At 73.5% G+C, this 19,287-nt stretch carries 22 protein-coding genes; 5 read left to right on the top strand and 17 right to left on the bottom strand.

Annotated elements, in window-relative coordinates; genetic code table 11:
* Together AB0G15_RS35440 and AB0G15_RS35435 are read left to right on the top strand one after the other, a co-directional pair.
* The gene (locus tag AB0G15_RS35440) at positions 1-390 is read left to right on the top strand and encodes a metalloregulator ArsR/SmtB family transcription factor (protein WP_362848584.1); all 390 of its coding nucleotides are present in this window, start codon (positions 1-3) and stop codon (positions 388-390) included.
* On the top strand, positions 387-1,034 hold the full coding sequence (locus AB0G15_RS35435; RefSeq protein ID WP_362848582.1) for an SRPBCC family protein: 648 nt from the start codon (positions 387-389) through the stop codon (positions 1,032-1,034). Before AB0G15_RS35440 ends, AB0G15_RS35435 begins: the two co-directional genes overlap by 4 nt.
* A 153-nt stretch (positions 1,035-1,187) precedes the next feature.
* Here the strand turns inward: AB0G15_RS35435 and AB0G15_RS35430 are convergent, their stop codons facing one another.
* The 4 genes from AB0G15_RS35430 to AB0G15_RS35415 form a co-directional block, all read right to left on the bottom strand.
* A complete protein-coding gene (locus tag AB0G15_RS35430; RefSeq protein ID WP_362848667.1) occupies positions 1,188-2,090 on the bottom strand; it encodes a serine hydrolase in 903 nt (300 codons plus the stop codon).
* Positions 2,072-2,980, bottom strand: a complete 909-nt coding sequence (locus AB0G15_RS35425) for a LysR family transcriptional regulator (protein WP_362848580.1) — start codon at positions 2,978-2,980, stop codon at positions 2,072-2,074. The genes AB0G15_RS35430 and AB0G15_RS35425 overlap by 19 nt, the downstream gene beginning before the upstream one ends.
* Positions 2,981-3,115: 135 nt before the next feature.
* Complete coding sequence (locus tag AB0G15_RS35420) at positions 3,116-3,307, bottom strand: hypothetical protein (RefSeq protein WP_362848577.1); 192 nt, start codon at positions 3,305-3,307, stop codon at positions 3,116-3,118.
* A gap of 19 nt (positions 3,308-3,326) precedes the next feature.
* Positions 3,327-3,902 carry a thioredoxin domain-containing protein gene (locus AB0G15_RS35415; protein ID WP_362848575.1) on the bottom strand — a complete coding sequence of 192 codons (576 nt, stop codon included), beginning with the start codon at positions 3,900-3,902 and terminating at the stop codon, positions 3,327-3,329.
* A 281-nt stretch (positions 3,903-4,183) separates the two neighbouring features.
* On the opposite strand from AB0G15_RS35415, the gene AB0G15_RS35410 reads away from it, so the two are divergent.
* Complete coding sequence (locus AB0G15_RS35410) at positions 4,184-4,996, top strand: aminoglycoside 3'-phosphotransferase (protein ID WP_362848573.1); 813 nt, start codon at positions 4,184-4,186, stop codon at positions 4,994-4,996.
* Between the two features lie 192 nt (positions 4,997-5,188).
* A complete protein-coding gene (locus tag AB0G15_RS35405; protein WP_362848570.1) occupies positions 5,189-5,725 on the top strand; it encodes a dihydrofolate reductase family protein in 537 nt (178 codons plus the stop codon).
* Between the two features lie 155 nt (positions 5,726-5,880).
* Here AB0G15_RS35405 and AB0G15_RS35400 read toward each other — a convergent pair whose 3' ends face one another.
* Entirely contained in the window at positions 5,881-6,729 is an 849-nt protein-coding gene (locus AB0G15_RS35400; protein ID WP_362848567.1) for an alpha/beta fold hydrolase, read from the bottom strand.
* Positions 6,730-6,984: 255 nt separating this feature from the next.
* On the opposite strand from AB0G15_RS35400, the gene AB0G15_RS35395 reads away from it, so the two are divergent.
* Positions 6,985-7,947: a class I SAM-dependent methyltransferase gene (locus tag AB0G15_RS35395; RefSeq protein WP_362848564.1), complete on the top strand. Its 963-nt coding sequence runs from the start codon at positions 6,985-6,987 to the stop codon at positions 7,945-7,947.
* 27 nt (positions 7,948-7,974) lie between these two features.
* On the opposite strand, the gene AB0G15_RS35390 is transcribed toward AB0G15_RS35395, so the two are convergent.
* The 12 genes from AB0G15_RS35390 to AB0G15_RS35335 all read right to left on the bottom strand — a co-directional run bounded on the left by AB0G15_RS35390 (position 7,975) and on the right by AB0G15_RS35335 (position 18,984).
* Positions 7,975-8,883, bottom strand: coding sequence for an alpha/beta hydrolase (locus tag AB0G15_RS35390; RefSeq protein ID WP_362848562.1), 909 nt, complete (start codon positions 8,881-8,883; stop codon positions 7,975-7,977).
* A 163-nt stretch (positions 8,884-9,046) separates the two neighbouring features.
* The gene (locus tag AB0G15_RS35385) at positions 9,047-10,033 is read right to left on the bottom strand and encodes an acyltransferase domain-containing protein (RefSeq protein WP_362848559.1); all 987 of its coding nucleotides are present in this window, start codon (positions 10,031-10,033) and stop codon (positions 9,047-9,049) included.
* Positions 10,030-10,644 carry a malonate decarboxylase holo-ACP synthase gene (locus AB0G15_RS35380; RefSeq protein ID WP_362848557.1) on the bottom strand — a complete coding sequence of 205 codons (615 nt, stop codon included), beginning with the start codon at positions 10,642-10,644 and terminating at the stop codon, positions 10,030-10,032. The genes AB0G15_RS35385 and AB0G15_RS35380 overlap by 4 nt, the downstream gene beginning before the upstream one ends.
* Complete coding sequence (locus AB0G15_RS35375; protein ID WP_362848554.1) at positions 10,635-12,392, bottom strand: biotin-independent malonate decarboxylase subunit beta; 1,758 nt, start codon at positions 12,390-12,392, stop codon at positions 10,635-10,637. The genes AB0G15_RS35380 and AB0G15_RS35375 overlap by 10 nt, the downstream gene beginning before the upstream one ends.
* Entirely contained in the window at positions 12,389-12,682 is a 294-nt protein-coding gene (locus tag AB0G15_RS35370) for a malonate decarboxylase subunit delta (RefSeq protein ID WP_362691890.1), read from the bottom strand. Before AB0G15_RS35370 ends, AB0G15_RS35375 begins: the two co-directional genes overlap by 4 nt.
* Positions 12,670-13,572, bottom strand: a complete 903-nt coding sequence (locus tag AB0G15_RS35365) for a triphosphoribosyl-dephospho-CoA synthase (RefSeq protein ID WP_362848552.1) — start codon at positions 13,570-13,572, stop codon at positions 12,670-12,672. The genes AB0G15_RS35370 and AB0G15_RS35365 overlap by 13 nt, the downstream gene beginning before the upstream one ends.
* 7 nt (positions 13,573-13,579) lie before the next feature.
* The gene (gene mdcA, locus AB0G15_RS35360) at positions 13,580-15,259 is read right to left on the bottom strand and encodes a malonate decarboxylase subunit alpha (protein WP_362848549.1); all 1,680 of its coding nucleotides are present in this window, start codon (positions 15,257-15,259) and stop codon (positions 13,580-13,582) included.
* A gap of 339 nt (positions 15,260-15,598) precedes the next feature.
* On the bottom strand, positions 15,599-16,381 hold the full coding sequence (locus AB0G15_RS35355) for an SGNH/GDSL hydrolase family protein (RefSeq protein ID WP_362848546.1): 783 nt from the start codon (positions 16,379-16,381) through the stop codon (positions 15,599-15,601).
* Positions 16,378-16,521, bottom strand: a complete 144-nt coding sequence (locus AB0G15_RS35350; RefSeq protein WP_362848544.1) for a hypothetical protein — start codon at positions 16,519-16,521, stop codon at positions 16,378-16,380. The genes AB0G15_RS35355 and AB0G15_RS35350 overlap by 4 nt, the downstream gene beginning before the upstream one ends.
* Before the next feature lie 114 nt (positions 16,522-16,635).
* Positions 16,636-17,421, bottom strand: coding sequence for an SAM-dependent methyltransferase (locus tag AB0G15_RS35345; RefSeq protein ID WP_362848541.1), 786 nt, complete (start codon positions 17,419-17,421; stop codon positions 16,636-16,638).
* Positions 17,418-18,302 (bottom strand): helix-turn-helix transcriptional regulator, encoded by an 885-nt coding sequence (locus AB0G15_RS35340; protein WP_362848538.1) that lies wholly within the window; start codon positions 18,300-18,302, stop codon positions 17,418-17,420. Before AB0G15_RS35340 ends, AB0G15_RS35345 begins: the two co-directional genes overlap by 4 nt.
* Positions 18,303-18,621: 319 nt before the next feature.
* Positions 18,622-18,984, bottom strand: coding sequence for a spore germination protein GerW family protein (locus AB0G15_RS35335; protein ID WP_362848536.1), 363 nt, complete (start codon positions 18,982-18,984; stop codon positions 18,622-18,624).
* Between the last annotated feature and the right edge of the window lie 303 nt (positions 18,985-19,287).

The raw sequence follows: 19,287 nt of genomic DNA, 5'->3' as shown, positions 1-19,287 counted from the left end.
GTGCACGCCTTCGATGTTCTCGGTGACCCGGTCCGGCGCCGGATCCTGGAACTGCTCGTCGGCGGCGAGCGGCCTTCCGGTGCGATCACCGCGATCATCCGGGAGGAGTTCGGGATCTCCCCCTCGGCGGTTTCGCAGCACCTGAGGGTGCTGCGGGACAACGGGTTCGCGACGGTCCGGGCCGAAGGCGTCCATCGCCTGTACGCCATGGACCCCGCGCCCCTGCGGGAGATCGACACGTGGCTGGAACGCTTCCGCCGGTTCTGGAGCCGGCATCTGGACGGGCTGGCCACCGAACTCACCCGAGGCGGGCACGACCGCCGCCCGGCCGACGACTCGGGCGCGGCAACCGGCAGCGGCCCCGATACCAAGGAGAGGAAAGAGCCATGATCGACATCATCGACCAGATCAACGCCGTCAACCGTGAGGTCGGCAGCCGATCGGCCGGCGACGGCGAGGGCATCGGCGTGCTGCTGCGACGCCGCTACGACGCGCCGATCGAGGACGTGTGGGAGGCCCTGACGGACCCCGACCGCATGAAGCGCTGGTTCCTGCCGGTCAGCGGCGATCTGCGCGTCGGCGGCGACTTCCAGCTGGAGGGCAACGCGGGCGGCCGGATCCTGCGCTGCGAGCCGCCCCGCCTGCTGAAGGTGACGTTCGGAGCCGAGACCAGCCTGGTCGAGCTGCGGCTGTCCCCCGACGGGGAGGACGCGACCACCTTCGAACTCGAGCACACCGTCCCCCTGGAGATGGCCGGCAGCGGCGCGGGCGCGCTCTACGTCGGGCCCGGATGGGACGGGGCCCTCATGTCGCTGGGCCTGTTCGTCGTCGGCGAGGCCGGTGGCGACCCGGTCGCGGCGGCGAACTCTCCGGAGGGCCAGGAGTTCTCCCGGCAGTCGGTCCACGCGTGGATCGCGGCGGTCGAGGCCTCGGGCACCGCCGGCGCGGCCGAGATCGCGGCGGCGGCGGAGGTCTCGATGGCGCAGTTCGCCCCGGACGTCGACTCCGCGCCCGATGGGAAGGGGAACGCCTGATCGGACAGCGGCCACCGCGCGCACCGTGACGGGGGCGCGCACCGTCCTGTGGGCCGGGAGCCGGGGGATCCCGCGGGAACCGGCCCGAGCCGGGATCGCCGGAGATCGGCGTCCGGGACGTCCTCGACCCTGTGGCGCGGTTGACGGGGCGGTTCACATGTGGCGTAGCCGATCGCGGAGTGCGCGTGCGACCTCCGCCATGAGCGCCTCGGCCCCGGGCTGGCTGGCGGCCGGCACGCGGGACTCGGTGAGCACGGCGACGCCGAAGACCTGGCCGTCGGCGTGCTCGACGACGCCGACCTCGTGGCGGAGGTTGAGAAGCGTCCCGGTCTTGGAGGACCACTTCGACGCGTCGGAGGTGAAATCGGGTGCCAGCCGGTGCCGCAGGATGTTGTCGGCCATGAGGCCCCGCACGCGCTCGGCGACGGCCTGGTCGATCGCGGACGGCGTCCACAGTGCCCGCAGGAGGTCGATGAACGCTCGCGCGGACCCCGAGTTCGCGCGCGTCACGTCGAGCTGCGGGATCCGATGTCCCCGCCCGGCCGTCCCCGCCTCGATGGCGAGGAAGTGGGCGAGGTGGGCGTCGGCCGGGTCGAGGCGTTCCACCGGGTTCTCGACGAGTTCCTGGATGGTGTGGCGGACCGTGATGCCGCGCAGCCCCAGCCCGTGCATCACCGCCGAGACCTCGGCGGGCGGGGTGAGGGCGAACAGCGCGTCCGCCGCGGTGTTGTCGCTCAGGGAGGTACTGAGGTAGAGCAGGTCGTCGACGGCGATCCTGGCCGGATGCCGGAACCTGCTCAGCCCGGTCGGACCCGGAGTGGTGATCCCGCCCGGCCGCACGAGGATCTGCGTGGAGCCGTCGAGCTCGCCCTTCCGGACGCGTTCGAGCGTCGCGATGGCGAGCGGAACCTTGACGAGCGAGGCGATCGGGAACTCGAGGTCCGGCTCGATGCCGACCTCTTCACCGGAGTGCAGGTCCCGGACCAGGAACGATCCGCGCAACCCGGCGTCGTCGAGCGTTCGCCGGAGTTCGCGCATCAGGCTCTCGACCCTGATGGTGTCCCTCCGTCCTGTTCGCGCGCGCCGAGACAGCGGGCGATCGCGTGCCACAGCCGGGTCCTGATGCGCTCCGCGTCGTCCCCGACGGCGGCCGACACCTCGAAGCCGCGGGCGAGGCGGACCTCGCCGATCGGGCGCCAGTGTAGCCCGAGCTCCTCGGCCTGCCGGACCGAGCACAGGAGGAGATCCGCCGAGCCGAAGACCTCCGCCGCGGCGGCGGTGAGCGTGGCCGCGACGACGACCTGCGCGGGCTGGAGACCGACGGAGTCCCGGATCCGGAACATCCGGTCGCGGATGTGGGGGACGTCGTCCTCGGGCTGGATCCAGATCCGGCTCCTTCGCGACGACCGCGCGGCGCGGCCGGCCCGGAGGGTCTCGACGTAGACGGCCGCCACCGGAAGGTCCGTGGTGCCGGCGAGGCCGAGCCGTACGGACCAGGTCGCGTCGCCGGGCGGTGTCACCGTGAGGGCGGCGCGAACCTCGCGAGATCGGACGAGTTCCGCCCGTTCGGCCGGGGCGGCGGCATGGAGGTCGAGGTGGATGTCGTTGCTGCGGGCCTCCGCCCCGAGGTGCGCGAGGTCGCGGACGGCGCAGGTGTCGGGAACGGCGAGACGCAGGGGATTGAGCCTGGCCCGCTCCGCCTCGTGCTCCATGTCGTCGGCCAGGCGGAGGAGGCGCTTCGCCGACGGAAGCATGTCGCGGCCGAACTGCGTGAGTATCGCCCCGCGCGACGACCGATCGAACAACCGCTCCCCGAGGTGCTTCTCCAGGGCGGCGATCCGGCGGCTCGCGACCGACTGCGGCACGCGCGTGGCCGCCGCACCCTCCGTGAAGCTTCCTCGATCGCTCACGTTGACGAACGCTCTCCAGGCTCCAAGGACGTCCACCAGGCAAGTTTATGCTATTTCAGCATGAAATCGCCTTTTCCATCCTTCGTGGCATCACATCTCGGTGATCCGGGGACGCGGCGGCCCCGCCGCCCGTGGCGGTGCGGACGGAGTCGTCAGCGGGCCCCGGGCACCTCACGGGGAACCATCGGCGAGAACCTGCTCCAGCGCGTGCGCGGTCTGGCGGACCATCCCGGGGTTGGTGTCCCAGTAGTACGCCGGCCCTGTCACGGCCTGGTAGAGCGCCCGGCCGCGGCCACGCACCCATGACGCGTCGTCGACGCGGAGCTCGGCCCGGAAGCGCAGGCGGCCGTCACCCGCGAACACGTTCCAGGCGGGCTGGGGGTCAGCGGGCGGCGGCCACCGCGGCCACGATCGCCTCGGGGGTCGCCGGCACGGGTGTGCCCTCGACGAGGACGGTCGGCGTGGCGCCCACCCCCCGCTCGATGGCCTTCCGCGTCACGTAGGCGGTCCAGTCGAGGTAGGCGCCCTCGCGCACGCACTCGCCGAACGCCGGGCCGGTGAGCCCGGCCGGACCGCCGAGTTCGATCAGCTCGTCGTCGGTGAGTCCCGGTCCTTCCTCGGGGGGCTGGCCGGCGAAGAGCGCGCGAGTGTACTCGACGAATCTCCCGCCGTCCGAGGCGCAACCGGAGGCCGCCGACGCGCGGGAGGAGTACCGGGTGGTCGACAGCCTGTCCAGAAAGCCCATCGGGTGACACACCAGGCTGATCGCCCGATCCCTCACCATCCCGTTCAGCGCCGGCCCGGACGTCTGCTCGAACGTCTTGCAGAACGGGCACAGGAAGTCGATGTAGACGTCAACGGTGACCGGGCCCGCGCCCACGACGATGCCGTCCCCGTCGGCGGAGGCACCGGACGGCACCCGGACGGGCGCCGTCGCCCGCTGTGGTCGCGTGCTCATGAGGTCCTCCTCGCGATGTTCGGGGAGAGACCCGGACCCGAGCGCCCGAGAACTTCCCTGTTCCTACCCACCCCCGGGGCGCCGCAGCTTAAGAACGGTCAAAGCCGGAATCATGGATCGGGCTTCGCGCCGCTCCCGGAACCGGCTTCCACGCGGGCTTCTCCACCGGCTTCTCCGTCGGCTTCGACGTCCCGTACGGGGCCGGCCCTCTCCGGCGGGTCCTCTCCGGCCCGGAAACCCATTTGTCACCGGCAGCGTTCTGCCGGGAGGATCGGGTTCTCATGAGCCGTCCTGTCATCTCAGAGATCCCGACCGGCCCCGTGGCCGTCCCCGGCGTCGTCGCGGCGCTCGCCGGCGGCGACACCGTCACCCCGGTGTGGCGCAACGAGCTCGGCGGCCTGACGTTCCGTCTCGAAGACGGGCGCGGTGCCACCAGATACGCCAAGTGGGTCCCCGCCGGCACCCCGGAGATCGACCTCCCCGGCGAGGCGGAGCGGCTGACCTGGGCGCGGCGGTGGGTGACGGTCCCGCGGGTCGTCGAGCACGGTACGGACGCCGACGGCGCGTGGCTGGTCACGGAGGCGGTTCCCGGCCTCTCGGCGGTGGATCCCCGGTGGAGCACCGACCCGGTGACCGCGGCGGCCGCGATCGGCCGAGGGCTGCGCCTGCTCCACGACGCGCTGCCCGTCGACCTGTGCCCGTACGACTGGAGCGTCGACCGACGGCTCGCCCGCGCCGACGAGCGCATCGCCGACGGCGAGGGGCCGGCCGACCGGTTCCCCGAGCACCGGCACCTGGACCTCGCGGAGGCCCGGGCCCGCATCGGCGAGCCGCCCGCCGTCGACCGCCTCGTCGTCTGTCACGGGGACGCGTGCGTCCCCAACACCCTGCTGCACGACGACGGCACGTTCGCCGCGCACGTCGACCTGGGCTCGCTCGGGGTGGCCGACCGGTGGGCGGACCTCGCGGTCGCGGCGTGGAGCATGGAGTGGAACTTCGGCCCGGGATACGACGGCGTCGTGTACGACGCGTACGGGATCGCCCCGGATCCGGAGCGCCTCGCCTACTACCGCCTGCTCTGGGACATGGCCTGACCGGTCGCCCCGGCAGGCGTCCGGCACGGCGGCCACGCCCGTGCGGGCCCCGCCGCCCGGGGCGGACCGCGACCGCAGGCTCCGCGCAACCGATGGAGCGGAAGCCGTAAACAATCCGTAAACGGGTTCCGCCACGCTGAGGGCACATCGAAACAGCGGGCCGGACGGGCCGCCACCCCCGAGGAGCAGAACATGAGCAAGGTCGTCGCAGTCATCTACATCTCGATGGACGGCGTCGTGGAGCAGCCCGCCTGGACCGGCCCGTACTGGAACGACGAGCACGCCAGGTTCCAGAGCGGCCAGCTGCACGCCAGCCGGGCGCTGCTGCTGGGACGCAAGACCTACGACGGCATGTCGCAGGCCTGGCCGAAGATGGAGGGCACGCCGGGGGCCGAGCAGATGAACAACCTGCCCAAGTACGTCGCCTCGACCACCCTGCGCGACCCCGAGTGGAACGCCACCGTGATCGAGGGGGACGTCGCCGAGGAGGTCGCCAAGCTCAAGGCCGAGCAGGGCCAGGACCTGCTGATCTACGGCAGCGGCGAGCTGGTCGCCTACCTGATCGAGCACAACCTCATCGACGAGCTGAAGCTCTTCCTGCACCCGGTCGTGGTCGGCTCCGGCAAGCGGCTGTTCCCCGACGGCGTCGCCACCTCCTCCTGGAAGCTGGCCGGCACCGCGGCCTTCAGCTCCGGCGCCATCGTCCTGGACTACCGCCCGGCCGAGTGACCGCCGCTTCCGGGCGCGGGACCGGGCCGTCTCCCACCTCTCCGCTCCTCCACGCGACACCGGACCGACGGGACCGTGGCCGTGCCGCCGCAGCAGCAGCACCGGCGAGACCAGCCGGTCGGCGCGCATGCGAGAACCCCGCGGAAACACACGAACTAACCGGCGGTGTGCTCGCGGATCGCCGAAGCGAGCACGGCCCGGTCGGCGCGTTCCACGCCATGCCCGGAGTCCGGCAGGACCAGCAACCGTCCGCCCGGTATTTCCTCGGCCAGTGCGTGCCCGTGCGGAAGCGGGAACATCGGATCCGCGGCGCCGTGCACCACCAGCGTCGGCACCCGGATGCTCGCGAGTGGCGGACGGTCCCGCGGCGCGTTTTGGAGGAGGTCGTGGTTCCGCGCCGAGGCGGGGTCGTGCGCACGGTCGATGTCGGCTCGCACCAGCTCCCGGACCTCCCGTTCCGGGAACGGCCGGCGGCCACCGGTGAGCATCCTCGCGTAGTTCACCAGATAGTCGACCACTGACTCGCGGTCGGTCCAGCCGGGGTGCGCCGCCCGCAGGAACCCGATGAACTCGCGGGCCGGCCCGGGCAGATCGCGGCCGCGAGGGGTGGGCAGGGCGAACGTGGTGCTGATCAGGGTAAGGGTGCTGGTCCGGCCGGGATGATCGAGTGCCACCAGTTGCGCCAGGGCACCTCCCGCGGAAGCCCCCACGAGGTGCGCCGCCTGGATCTCGAAGGCGTCGAGCACACCGACCGCGTCCTCCACGAGGTCTCCTGAGTCGTAGCCCGGATGCCCGGGCCGGTAGGTGACGGACCGGCCGGTGTCGCGATGGTCGTAACGGATGACGAACCTTCCACCCTCGGAGAGCTCGAGGCAGAAGTCGTCCTCCCACCACAGCATCGACGCGCCGGTCCCCATGATCAGCAGTACCGGTGGCCGGCCCGGGTCGCCGAAGGATTCGGCGCACAGCCGCACTCCTCGCACCGTGATCATGCGTTCGGTCATGGTGAGCCCCTTCCCGCGCCGCGCGCCCCGGTCCGGCCTCGAAGGAGCGGCGGCACCACCGCCGCCGCCGGCGAGATTCACGGGTCGGCGACTCGCTCGACCGGTGCGGGCCAGGTGAGCCTGTCACACACGGGCGATCCGTTCCAGCCGCCCACCCGTGTTCCGCCGGCAGATGGAGCGCCCGCCCGGACGCGCCAAGAAATGCTTGTACTATTCCTCCCTGTTAGTGCAGGTGTGCACTCTATTGGGGGTTTTATGTCCGTCGACGGTAAGGCCGACCCGGTCTTCGATGACGATCCGGTGGCCGCTCTGGAGGCCGCCTCCTGGGCTCTGGCCGCCGTGATCGGGACGATGCGCGACGCGTTGACGGCCCCGCTGGCCGACGTGCTGGCCGCCGCCCCGCAACGGACCGCCGTGCTGGAGGCGGCCGGGCTGGTGGAGCGGAACGGGGACGAGCTCATCCCGCATCCGTCGCTCCGCCCCGTCGAGGGCCCGACGGCTCGAAGCGCCGGGGAGGCGAAGCTGAGCTCGCTGCGCCAGGCCGTCGCCGCCGCGGCGCACGAGGGGAACGACGTCGCGGGCGGCGGCTGGGCCGACCAGGACGACGAGGTCCTGCTGAACCAGGGAAGGGCTTCCGCCGCGACCGGCCACGCGCTCGCCACGAGGGTCGTTCCCCGCCTCGCCGGGCTGGCCGACCGCCTGGACGCCGCGGGAAGCCGCATCCTCGACGTCGGGACCGGGGTGGCGGCGATCGCCGTGGCCCTGGCCAGGGAGTTCCCCCGCGCCCACGTCCTCGGCATCGACATCCTGGACCGTGTCCTGGATCTCGCCCGCATCGAGACGGCCAAGGCCGGAGAGGCGGGCGAGCGCGTGTCGCTACGCCGGCTGGACGTCGCCGAGGTGACCGAGCACTCCGCCTACGACCTCATCTGGCTGCCCGCGCCCTTCCTGCCGGAAGCGGTGCTGAACGCCGCTCTGCCCCGAATGGCCGACGCCCTCCGCCCGGGGGGATGGATCGTCGTGGGAACCAACCCGGCCTCCCGGGACCCCCTGCGGCAGGCGGTCGGCCGGTGGACCGCCGTCCGTAACGGCGGCAACGCCTACGACACGGACCGCATGGCCGAGGCCCTGACGTCGTCGGGACTCCAGGAGGTCCAGCGCTTCCCCACGGTCACGGGAGGACCGGTGCTCGTGGCCGCCCGCCGTCCGCGCGGCTGACGGCGTCCCGCCCGGGCCTCCGGCCGCTCAGCGGACGGAGCAGATCGCGGATCCGATCACCGTCGTCACCGCGTCCGGGTGCGACACCAGGGTCAGGTGCGAGCCGCCGGGGAACTCGGTGACCTTCGAACGCGCCCGGTGGGCCATGAACCGCTCCGAGGACGGGGTGATGATCCGGTCGCCGGTGCTGATGAAGTACCAGGAGGGGATCGTCTTCCACGCCGCGGCCTTCGACGGCGTCGTGAACGCGCTGGTGGAGGCGGGGCGCTGGGTGGCCCACAGGCGCAGGGCGGTGTCCCGGGGCAGGTCCGAGGCGAACGAGCGGACGAAGACGTCCTGCTTGAGGTACAGGTCCGTCGCTCCCCGGGGCGCGCCCGGGTAGGACACCATGTCGTAGAGGGAGGCGGGATCGGCGGAGAGGGCGGAGCGGCGGCCGCTGAGCCCGCCGGTGGTCTCCCCGACGTCGGGCGCCGCCGCGTCGACGTACACCAGGGCCTTGACGTTCGGGACGCCCGCGGCGGCGTTCGTGATCACCGAGCCTCCGTACGAGTGCCCGACGAGAACGATCGGGCCGGAGACGGTTCTCAGGAAGTCGGCGACGGACGCGGCGTCGTCGGTGAGGTTCCGGAGCGGGTTGGCGATGGCCCGTGCGACGTAACCCGCTCGTCGCAGGGAGCTCACCTCGCCGTTCCAGCTGGAGGTGTCGGCCCAGGCGCCGTGCACCAGGACGACCGTGGGCTTGACGCGGCCCGGCGACCGGCAGGGCAACGGCTCGGCCGTGAGCGCCGGCGACCAGTGTGCCTTCGAGGCCGCCCCGGCCGCGGTGGCCGTCTGGGCGCCGGTCGCCGGCGACGCCACCGCGAAGGCGGCGGCCGCGGCGAGTGCCACCGCGGGTGCGACCCCCCGGAGCCGCCGGCAGGTGCGTGCGGATCTCATCTTTCTCCTCCTTGGCGCGATGGGTGATCTTCGGGTTCCGGCGAGCGGTGTCCGGCGTCTCCGCGGCGGTCGCCGGTCTCGCCGGGGAGCCGGTCTCGTCGAGGAGCCGGTCTCGTCGAGGAGCTGGCCCTGCCGGGGAGCCGGTCTCGAGGGAAAGCCGGTCTCATCGGGGAGCCGGTCTCGCCGAGGCGTCCGTTCCCCGGGCGGTCGCGTGCCGATCGGCCCCGTCCCCCCGGGCGCGGCGGGTGAGCAGCGCCGCGTCGGCGACGCCGGTGCCGGCGAGGGTGATGACCCGGGTGCGGGGGTGCGCGGCCCGGGCGATCCTGGCCAGGACGTCCCCGGGGGGTGTCTGGACGAACAGGGTCGTGCCGAGCTCACCGAGCAGGGCGATGCCGTCGCGCCATCTCACCGTGGTGGCGATGCCGCGGGCGAGGTCGTCGAGGACGGCGGCGGAGTCGCGCAGGAGGCGGCCCGTGGCGTCGCCGAGACAGGGAACGCCGAGGGGACGCCGGGGGATCGCGGCGAGGTGGTCGGCCATGGCGTCGGCGACATGGCCGAGCAGCGGGCAGTGCGAGGGGACGGCGACGTCCAGGCGCCGCACGCGCCGGGCGCCGGCCCGGGCGGCCGTCGCGGCGAGGCGTTCCAGGGCGCGGTCGCTGCCGGCGACCACGACCTGATGGTCGGTGTCGACGACGGCCAGGTAGACCGGGTCGTCGCCGGTGCCGGTCGACTCGACCGCCCGCCGGACCTGGGACACGCTCAGCCCGAGAACGGCGGCCATGCCGTACCCGCGAGGATAGGCGTCGCGCATCAGCTCGCCGCGGTGGCGTACGGCCACGAGGGCCTCGGCGAAGGTCAGGGCGCCGGCCGCGACGGCGGCCGGGAACGCTCCGGCGGAGTGCCCGGCCACGGCGTCGGGAACGGCGCCCTCGCCGGCGAGGGCGCGGGTCGCGGCGACTCCGGCGACGCAGAGCGCGACCTGCGCGGTGACGGTGGACTCCAGCGCCTCGGCGGTGTCCCGCAGGGACGAGCCGGGCAGGATCCGCTCGGCCTCGGCGCGGGTCGCGGTGACGGCCGGATGGTCGGGCAGGTCGTGGAGCATCCCGGGCCGCTGGGTGCCCTGGCCGGGGTAGAGGAACGCGACGCTCATGCGGGGGCCCACGGGTCGTCCACCAGGCGCGGGCCGTGGTCGGTACGGGCCATGACGGGGCCGTCGGCGCGGGCCCACTCGGCGAGGGCGATCCCGCCGCCGGGTGTCTCCAGCTGGCAGTCGACCTTACCGGGGAGGGCGGTGAAAACGGCCGCCAGCCGGGTGGTCAGGGCGCGGTCCAGCCTGCGCGGCGCCCGGATCAGCAGGTCCAGGTCACTTCCGGGGTGGGTGACCGGCTGCCCGGTGGCCAGTTCGAAGCCGACCCCGCCGATCGGGCCCCAGGTGGTGTCGCCCTCCAGCTCGCCGGCGAGCAGGAGGGTGACGGCGGAGAGGGTGACGGCGAGCAGGGGGAGCCAGGGCCGCCGCTCCCTCAGCTCCTCGGGCGGTACGGAGCGGATGACCGCGTCGCGGGGAACCAGGGCGGCGTGGCGCTGCCATCGCTCGGGCCCGCGGATGCCGACCGGGACGAGGCCGGGCGGGTGCGGTGCCCGCCGTACGACACACCAGGGGCAGGCGGCGATCGACGCGGGCACCCACCCCGGGGGCGTGTCGCCGAGCGCCGCGGCTCCGGAGAGCCGCAGCAGGTCGTGCGGGCGCGCGGTCACCGCCATTGGGCGGCGAGCGCCTCGTGGACGCGCCGGGAGGCGGCCCGGGTTCGCCGGGCGGCGGGCGAGGTGAGCCGGTTGCTCAGGTCGCGGGGGCCGCGGCGGGCCCGTTCGACGGCGGCGGTGAGCGCGTCCCTCACCTTCCCGGCGTCCCCGCCGGTCGGGTCGCCGGCGTTCTCGACGTCCAGGAGCTCGTCGCACAGGCCGAGCTTCGCCCAGTCGGTGACGTCGTAGGACAGCGGAGGGATGCGCCGGGCCAGCTCGTCGAGCTCGTCGACGGTCCGGCGGGTCACTCTCGCGGCGGCCTTCTTGTGCATGGCGTGCACCACCACGCCGGGGTCGTCGAGCGCCAGGATCTGGCCGGCCTGCGCGCCGTGCGCCAGGAATCCGCCGGACAGCGCCGTTCCGACGACGAGGGTGATCAGCGGGTGGCCCGCGGTGCGGGCGCGGGCGTAGGCGTCCACCGCGACGGCCAGGGCGTGGTGGATGCCGAGCACCTCCTCGACGCGCCCGTAGGCCTGGCTGGGCACGTCGACGACGGCGACGATCGGGCGGCGGCGGTCGTCGGGCAGGTGCGCGTCCCCGGTGACGACCTCGGTCACCGCCTCGGCGAGGGCGAGCCCCTCGCGGAGGCCGACCTCGCCCCGGCGGGCCCGGTGGTACGGGCTCCGCGGGTCCGGCACGACGGCGATCAGGCGGGCGACGTCACCACCTAGGGTGGCGTCCGCCGTGATCACCGACGGGACCACGTCGCTCACGTCGCCGTCGGCGAGCGCCCGCGTCCAGTTCCGGCCCCGGCTCGTCACCTGTCTCCCCTCGGCGCGGGCTGTCGCGGTACGGGCGGCTGTGGCGCGGCCTTCCGGCGGTAGGGCCTCCCGCGGTACGACCTCCGCCCAGACGGCCGCGAGCTCGGCCGGCTCCGGCGGATCGGCCGGGTCGACGGCCTGGAGACGGGCCCGCAGCTCGCCGATTCGCCGGGAGCGGTGCTCGCCGGGCACGCCGCGCCCCACCGCGTCGATCACGGCGGTTCGCACGGCGGTGACGTCGTCGAGGACGAGCATGTCGGCCAGCGCGGTCCCGGTGCGCTGCGTGCCGCCGTCGATCGACCAGATCAGCGTGTGGTCGGAGGCGTCGAACTCGGCGACGCCGGCCTCGGACTCGATCACCTCGGGACCGTCGAGCCCGAGACGGCCCTCCCTGGTCATGATCAGGGAGGTGCACAGCCCGGCGGCGATGCTCATGCCGCCGAAGCAGCCCAGCGCTCCGGCGATGACGCCGACGACGGGCTGGAGGGCGCGCAGCTCCAGCAGCGCGGAGCACACCTCCGCGGTCGTGGCCAGGCCCAGATTGGCCTCCTGCAGGCGTACGCCCCCGGTCTCCAGCAGCAGGATCGCGGCCGTCGGGGTGCCGTCGCGGTTGTCGGCGGCGGCCAGGGACAGCGTGGCGGCGATCTTCGCGCCGGAGACCTCGCCGATGCCGCCGCCCTGGAAGGCCTGCTCGACGCCGATCACGACCGCGGGCCGCCCGCCGAGCCTCCCCTTGACCACGACGACGCCGTCGTCGGCCTCCGGGACGACGCCCTGGGGTTCCAGCCAGGGTGACTCGATCCGGTCGAAGGGGCCGCACAGCTCGCGGGCGGTGCCGGTGTCGAGCAGCGCGACGGCGCGCGCCCGGGCACCCAGCTCTATGAAGCCGGTACGGGCGAGCAGCGCGTTCCAGTCCGTCCGGTCCGTTCGTGTGTCCTGTGACGTCATGCCCGGCCCTCCTCGATGGCCTGCCGCAGGCGCAGGGTGACCACGCCGGGCGTCGCCCCGAAGTCGTTGAGCTCGAAGCTCCCGGCGACCCCGTGGCGGGCGAAGAAGCGCTCCAGCACGGTCCGCCACACCGTGTCGAACCCGTCGACGCTGGTGCGTACGCGCACCCGGGCGACGGCGGCCCGCTCCGGGGTCATCAGGACCTCCAGATCCCCCGAACCGACCACCCCGACGTGCGCCCGCCGGGCGGGCGGCCGGTCGGCGGGGAACTCGTAGTTCAGCGTCTGCACGTGAGCACCTTCCGTTCGGCTCGGGTGACGGGCTCCGGCCACGGCACCATGTCGAGGAAGAGCGCGGCGGCCAGCAGGTCGGCGCTCCCGCCCGGCGACAGCCGCCGGGCGACGCACCGCTCGTCCAGCTCGGCGAGGGCGGCCTGGCCGCGGGCCGTGCCCGCGCCCCCCTCGGCCAGGACGCGCCCGGCACCGGACCGTACGACGCGCAGGCCCTCGGGGCCGCCGCGGTGCAGGACGCAGGTGTCGTCCAGGCGGCTCATCACCGCCAGCAACGCGTCCAGCCGGGCCGTCTCCTCGGAAAGCCCGGCCGCCCTGGCCCGGCGCAGCCGCGGCAGGGCGATCTCGACGACGTGGGGGAAGGCGGCCTCTGCCTCGCCGCGGGCGCCGCGCACCCCGTACCGCCGCCGGGCCCGCTCGCCGTGGGAGGGCGCCCTCGCGGGGAGGTGCCGGTCGGGGAGGGCGGCGAGCCTGGCCGCCCGGCCGGCGGCCTCCCGCTCGCCGGCGGCGCCCGCGGCGGCGGCGACGAGCAGCCCGAGCGCCCACACCGCCCCGCGGTGCGTGTTCACTCCCCGGGTGGCCCGCAGCATGACCGCCTCGCCCGCGCGGCCGAGCCGGCCCAGCTCCTCCCGGCGTTCGATCCCGGTGGACGTCCGCTCCGCCGCCTCGGCGAGGGAGCGGAACACGGGGCGCAGCGACCGGGCGGAGGCCAGCAGGAGCGGCAGGTCCATGTCGTCGTGCGCGCCGCGCCCGCGGCGGTCGGCCAGGCCCGGCTTGGGGCTCAGGCACGCCTCCTGGCACAGCGCCCGGACGGCCAGGTCGGCGAGCAGGTCCGCGGAGGGCCTCGCCGTCCGTTCCCCCGCCGCGAGCGCGCCGCCGGTGACGGTCATCGGCCGGTCACCAGGTCCGGAACCGCGCGGGCGGATCGTACAGGCCCCCGGACCAGGCGACGAGATCCTCGATGCTGCGGGCCGCCAGCAGGGACCGGTCCGCCTTGCGGACGTCGACCTTGAGGTCCTCCGGCAGCGCGACCAGGCCGTCGCGGCGCAGCTCGTCCACGCGCCGCTCGGCGATGTCGCGGCCGACCGGGGTGGCCCCCGCGACCGCGGCCACCGCCTCGCGCCGCTCGGCCAGGCAGACGGCCCGGTAGAGGTAGGCCACCCCCTCCTCGGTCACCACGTGGCTGACGTCGTCGCCGTAGATCATGACCGGCGGGATGGGCATTCCGGCGTCCCTGCCCACCTGGACGGCGTCCAGCGACTCCACGAACGCCGGGACGCCGCCGGAACGGAAGGTCTGCGTGATCTGCACGACGAGCTTGCGCCCCCGGGGCGAGGACGCCTGGCCGGTCAGCAGGCTCAGCCAGGCGGGGGAGGCGTGCCTGCGGCCGTGCGGGTCGTGTCCCATGTTGGGCGCTCCGCCGAAACCGGTGAGCCGGCTCTCGGTGACCGTCGAGGAGTTGGCGCGGGCGTCGATCTGCAGCGACGACCCGATGAACATGTCCACGGCGTACTGGCCCGCGAGCTGGCACAGCACCCGGTTCGACCGGAGTGATCCGTCCCTGCCGGTGAAGAACACGTCCGGGCGGGCGGCGACGTAGCGCTCCGTGCCGGGCTCCCCGCCGAAGCAGTGCACCGACTCGACCCAGCCGCTCTCGATGGCGGGGATGAGCGTCGGGTGCGGATTGAGCGTCCAGTGCTTGCAGATCTTCCCGCGCAGTCCCAGCTCCTCGCCGTACGTGGGCAGGATGAGCTCGATCGCCGCGGTGTCGAAGCCGATCCCGTGGTTCAGCGTGGTCACGCCGTGCCGCTCGTAGATCCCGCGCAGCGCCAGCATGGCCATCAGGATCTCCACCTGGCCGATCTGGCGGGGGTCCCGGGTGAACAGCGGCTCCAGCGCGAACGGCCGGGGGCTCTCCACGACCAGGTCCACCCAGTCGCCGGGGATGTCCACCCGGGTGACCCTGTCCACCAGCTCGTTGACCTGGACCAGGACCACGCCGTCGTGGAACGCCGTCGCCTCGGCGATGGTCGGGGTGTCCTCGGTGCCGGGTCCGGTGTAGAGGTTTCCCTCGCGGTCGGCCTGCTCGGCGCAGAGCAGCGCGACGTCCGGGGTGAGGTCGACGAACATCCGCGCGTACAGCTCGACATAGGTGTGGATCGCCCCGACCTCGACCGTGCCGTCGGCGAGCAGCTGCGCCATGCGCACGCTCTGCGGGCCGGCGTAGGAGAAGTCGAGACGGCGGGCCACCCCGCGCTCGAAGACGTCCAGATGCTCACGCAGGCTGATCGAGGAGATCAGCAGATGGAGGTCGTGCACCACCTTCGGGTCGCACCCGGCCAGCGCCTCGGCGAGGAAGTCCGCCTGCTTCTGGTTGTCGCCCTCCAGAGCCACCCGGTCGCCCGGCCGCAGCAACGCCTGCAGGGCGTCACGCGTCCGCCCGGTGTCCAGGATCCGGCCCGAGGTGCCCGAGCTGCCCGAGCTGCCCGAGATGAAGGGCCTCACCGCCTCCAGCCGCTCGCGTTTCGCGGTCCGCCGTCGCGTCCAGTCCCGGGTTGCCACCTTCGTGAGTGCCATCGCCTGCCCCCAATTAAGGTCTCTGGGGCTAATACCTCACGAAAGCTAAGAATTAACTCAAATAATGTTAAAACGGTACAGTCAGTGATTGGGTTTAGGTATCGGGCCGGCAGTCTTCGTCGCCGCGGGGGAGCCGACGTGAGGGAGCCCGCCGGGAATCCGCCGGGAATCCGCCGGGAATCCGCCGGGAATCCGCCGGGAATCCGCAGCCAGGGATCCCCGGCCGGGGATCCGCATGGGGCGCCCGCCGGCGCCCCATGCGGAAAGCGGGCCCGGGACTCCGGATCCCACCGGGTCACGCGGCCCCCGCCTGATCACGCGCGGCCCCCGGCGGGCCGCTCAGCCGGACCGCAGGTCCGGGGACGGGCCGGACGGCGACTCGAATCCGCCCGTCAGGACGGGACGCTTGGGCAGGATCCCGTCGCCCGAGGAGCGGCCCGTCAGGCGGCGGCGCAGCCAGGGGGTGAGGTGCGCCGAGGCCCAGCGGAGGTCGGCGAGCAGCGCCGGTCTGGCTGCGGGCGGGCCGGGAGGGGGCGGGGGAGGGGCGGCGGCGCGGCCGAGCGCGGCCAGGACCTGGTCGGCGACCCGGCGGTGGCCCAGCGGGTTGAGGTGCAGGCGATCGTCGCTCCACAGTCCGTGGTCGTCGAACGCCCGGTCGCCGAACAGGTCGACCAGGTGGGCCCCGTGCCGCTCGGCCACCTCTGTGACCAGGTCGTTCATCGCGACGATGCGGGGCCGCAGCACGCCGGGCAGCGGGAGCCGGACGCTCAGGTCGGGGAAGGTGAAGAGCAGCACGTCCGCGCCCGACGCGCGCAGGCGGGCGACCACCCGGTCGAAGCGGTCGCGCATCGTGGTCAGGTCGAAGCCGCGCCACAGCGCGTCGTTGCCGCCCGCGGCGATGCTGACGAGCGACGGGCTCATCGCGATCGCCACGTCGACCTGCTGCGCGATGACGTCGTCGAACCTGCGCCCCCGGATGGCCAGGTTCGCGTAGCCGAAGCCGGGCGCGTCGAGATCCGCCGCCACGAGATCCGCCCACCCGCGCAACGTGCCGTCGGGAAGAGGGTCGCCGACCCCCTCGGTGAAGCTGTCGCCGAGCGCGACGAAGCCGAAGTCCGTCATGCGGTCCGCCGCGGGTCACGTCCGAGGTGGGCGGCCGGCGGCCGGAGGACCGGCGCGCCGCCGGTGGCGGTGGCGTCAGTGGCGGCGGTGGTCTTCCCCGAGGCGTCGCCGGCCCGCCGGTCGAGTTCGAGAATGTGCATGCGGCTCATCCTAGGAGTGGCGGCGATCTCGTCTCGGGGCGGGGAACGGCCGGACCGATCGCCCGATCGGCAGGGCCCCGCCGTGGCGGGACCCGGCGCCCGCCCACGGGTGGTTCAGCGCGGCGGGATCCTGCCGAGACCGGCGACGACCTCGAACGCGTGCTCGGGGAACGGGTCGCCGTCGACGGGACGCCAGTCCGCCGCCAGGACCAGTCCCGGTTCGAGGAGCTCGAACCCCTCGAACAGCTCGCCGACCTCGCGCATGGTGCGGAGCCGGACCGGGTTGCGGGTCTGCCCGTACACCGCCAGCCCGGCGGACGCCTCGTCCTCCGGCATCGTGTCGGAACAGGCATGGGTCAGCCCCAGGTAGCTGCCCGGCGCGAGGGCGTCACGCAACCGGGCCATGAGGTCGTGCGCGGTGTCGTCGGTGACGAAATGCCATACCGCGACGGTGAACACGCCGATCGGCCGGGTGAAGTCGAGCGTGGCCCGCACCCGGGGGTGGTCCAGGATCTCCTGCGGCCGGCGCAGGTCCCCGTGGATCGTCAGCACGCCGGAGTGGTCGACCGTCGACTGGTTGTGCGTGACGACCGTCTGGTCGTTGTCGACGTACACCACGCGGGCGTCCGGGTGGACGCTCCGCACGACCTGGTGGAGGTTCGGGGGAGTGGGCAGGCCGCAGCCGATGTCCAGGAACTGGTCGACGCCGGCGTCGGCCATGGCCCTGGCGGCTCGCAGCAGGAACCCGCGGTTGGCCCGGCACGCGTCGGGGACCGTCGGGAAATGGGCCACCAGCATCTTGACGGCTTCCCGGTCCGCCGCGAAGTTCTCCTGGCCGCCGAGCATGACGTCGTACATGCGGGCCGCACTCGCCTGCGATGCGTCACTGGGATGGGTCACTGGGCGCCTTTCGGTGGAGGTGGGTGATCGTCCATTACGTGAATGCGGTCACAGATCCTCATCAGGAGCGCTGTCGTGTCGCCGCTCTCGCAGGCCGCGACCGAGAGCCGGTCGAACGTGATGGCGTGCTCCTCCCGGAAGGACCGTTCGGCGACCTCGTCCCTCTCGCCGTGGACGGCGATCACCTGGGGCCGGCCGTAACCGCGGCGAAAGATCGTGAAAGGCCCGTACCCGGGGACGAACCGTGAGCCCATCGGATTCACCTGGATGCTGATGCCCTTCATCTGGGCCGAGGCGGTCAGCGCGATGAGCTGGCGGATGTGCGCGTCCACTCCCGCGATCGGCCGCCAGAGCACGGGCTCCTCGATCACGGCCCACAGCACGGGCCGGTCGGCGCCGGCGAGCACCTTCTGGCGGCGCAGCAGCTGCTCCACGCTTCTCTCGACGTGGCGGGGCGGGGCCGGGTACCGGCTCATCCGGTAGGCGGCCGCCGCGTACTCCGGGGTCTGCAGGAGCGGCGGGACGACGAACGGCTGGTAGGTGCGGATGAGGTCCGCGGTCTGCTCCAGGCGCATCACCACCGCCGCGTCCAGCGGAAGCTCCTTGCTGTCCCACCAGCCCGGCCTGCGCTCGCCGAACGCCACCGACAGCAGCATCTCCCGCTGGTACGGGTCGGTGACCCCGTACAGGGTGAAGAGGTCACGCAGATCGTCCCGGCGGAAGCCCCGCTGCCCGGTCTCCATACGGCTGATCTTCGACTCGCTGGCACGGATGGCCTTTCCCGCTTCGGCGGCGGTCAGGTTGCGCTGGAGCCGGAGCTGCCGGAGCCGGGCGCCGACGATCTGGCGCGCCATGTCGCCGGCCTCCGCCTGAGCGCCCACATCCCCTCCGAGTGTCTCCGTCCGCCGGACGATCAGTGGGAACCCCCGTCCCGTCGACTTGCCATGGCAAGATCACCTGGAAAGTGGAAATGAGGCTATTGCTTGTTTTCTCCTGCTGTCCAGGAATTCCGGATACCGTTCCGCGGAATTTCAAGATCACAAAACTTGCGGAAGGCGCGTCCGGTCAAGTCCTGCCCGCCCCCGGCCCGCCGGGAGTGGACGCCTCCCGGCGCGCCCTCCGAGGTGCCCTCCCGCGACCGGCACGGCCGTGGCCGGGCGCTCTCCCCGGCCTCGCCCTCCCGGTCGGGGACTCTCGCCGCTATCGCCTCCTCGCCGTCCTGGCGCGCGCACGCACGATGGCACGCACCGTCAGCAGGGCGGCGATGGCGACGATCTGGCCGCCGAGGACGATGCGGTTGACGTCCACCGCGGGCTGCCAGCGCACCTCGGCGTCCTTGACGACGAACACCCCGGTGGGGGTGACGCCGAAGCCGAGCCCGCCTCCCGACCCCTCCGACGGGCGGTCGCCCTCCCGCTCCCCGCTGCCGCTCCCGCCGCCACCGCCGCCGACGACCCTGGCCACGGGGATGATCGTCAGGCCGTCCTGGACGATGGGCTCGCCGAAGACCCGCCTGATCGAAACGGTGTCCTTCGCCTGCTCGATCATTTCCGTGATGCTCATCGCGTCTTCCCTTCCGGTGGCCGGTGTCCCCCCATGATCGTGCGGGACACGGCGGCGGGAAAGGGCCGAAGGAGGGTTCCCCGAGGCCGAAGGTCCCACGGCGGTGGGCGACCGGCTCCGCCGGGACGGGACGGAAGGGCCCGTGCGCGACGGCCGGTGCGGCTCCGGGGCGGCTCCGGCTCCGGGGTCCGGGCGGTCAGCCCTCCTGCTCGTCGTGTCCGGGGGAGAGGCGGCGGCCGGTGATCTGCTCGGTGCGTACCACGATGTAGTGGTCGCGGTCGCCCGGTGCCCAGGTGTGCAGGG

Source organism: Streptosporangium sp. NPDC023825 (genome assembly GCF_040639575.1).
Taxonomy (GTDB): domain Bacteria; phylum Actinomycetota; class Actinomycetes; order Streptosporangiales; family Streptosporangiaceae; genus Streptosporangium.
This window is presented reverse-complemented; position numbering and strand designations above follow the sequence as displayed.

What these genes read in the sequence shown, in the direction of transcription:
- AB0G15_RS35435 (WP_362848582.1), top strand. Translation starts at nt 387, where the DNA reads ATGATCGACATCATCGACCAGATCAACGCCGTCAACCGTGAGGTCGGC.
- AB0G15_RS35375 (WP_362848554.1), bottom strand. Translation starts at nt 12,392, where the DNA reads ATGACGTCACAGGACACACGAACGGACCGGACGGACTGGAACGCGCTG.
- AB0G15_RS35385 (WP_362848559.1), bottom strand. Translation starts at nt 10,033, where the DNA reads ATGAGCGTCGCGTTCCTCTACCCCGGCCAGGGCACCCAGCGGCCCGGG.
- AB0G15_RS35365 (WP_362848552.1), bottom strand. Translation starts at nt 13,572, where the DNA reads ATGACCGTCACCGGCGGCGCGCTCGCGGCGGGGGAACGGACGGCGAGG.
- AB0G15_RS35410 (WP_362848573.1), top strand. Translation starts at nt 4,184, where the DNA reads ATGAGCCGTCCTGTCATCTCAGAGATCCCGACCGGCCCCGTGGCCGTC.
- AB0G15_RS35380 (WP_362848557.1), bottom strand. Translation starts at nt 10,644, where the DNA reads ATGGCGGTGACCGCGCGCCCGCACGACCTGCTGCGGCTCTCCGGAGCC.
- AB0G15_RS35350 (WP_362848544.1), bottom strand. Translation starts at nt 16,521, where the DNA reads ATGCACATTCTCGAACTCGACCGGCGGGCCGGCGACGCCTCGGGGAAG.
- AB0G15_RS35415 (WP_362848575.1), bottom strand. Translation starts at nt 3,902, where the DNA reads ATGAGCACGCGACCACAGCGGGCGACGGCGCCCGTCCGGGTGCCGTCC.
- AB0G15_RS35355 (WP_362848546.1), bottom strand. Translation starts at nt 16,381, where the DNA reads ATGACGGACTTCGGCTTCGTCGCGCTCGGCGACAGCTTCACCGAGGGG.
- AB0G15_RS35390 (WP_362848562.1), bottom strand. Translation starts at nt 8,883, where the DNA reads ATGAGATCCGCACGCACCTGCCGGCGGCTCCGGGGGGTCGCACCCGCG.
- AB0G15_RS35400 (WP_362848567.1), bottom strand. Translation starts at nt 6,729, where the DNA reads ATGACCGAACGCATGATCACGGTGCGAGGAGTGCGGCTGTGCGCCGAA.
- mdcA (WP_362848549.1), bottom strand. Translation starts at nt 15,259, where the DNA reads ATGGCACTCACGAAGGTGGCAACCCGGGACTGGACGCGACGGCGGACC.
- AB0G15_RS35395 (WP_362848564.1), top strand. Translation starts at nt 6,985, where the DNA reads ATGTCCGTCGACGGTAAGGCCGACCCGGTCTTCGATGACGATCCGGTG.
- AB0G15_RS35405 (WP_362848570.1), top strand. Translation starts at nt 5,189, where the DNA reads ATGAGCAAGGTCGTCGCAGTCATCTACATCTCGATGGACGGCGTCGTG.
- AB0G15_RS35335 (WP_362848536.1), bottom strand. Translation starts at nt 18,984, where the DNA reads ATGAGCATCACGGAAATGATCGAGCAGGCGAAGGACACCGTTTCGATC.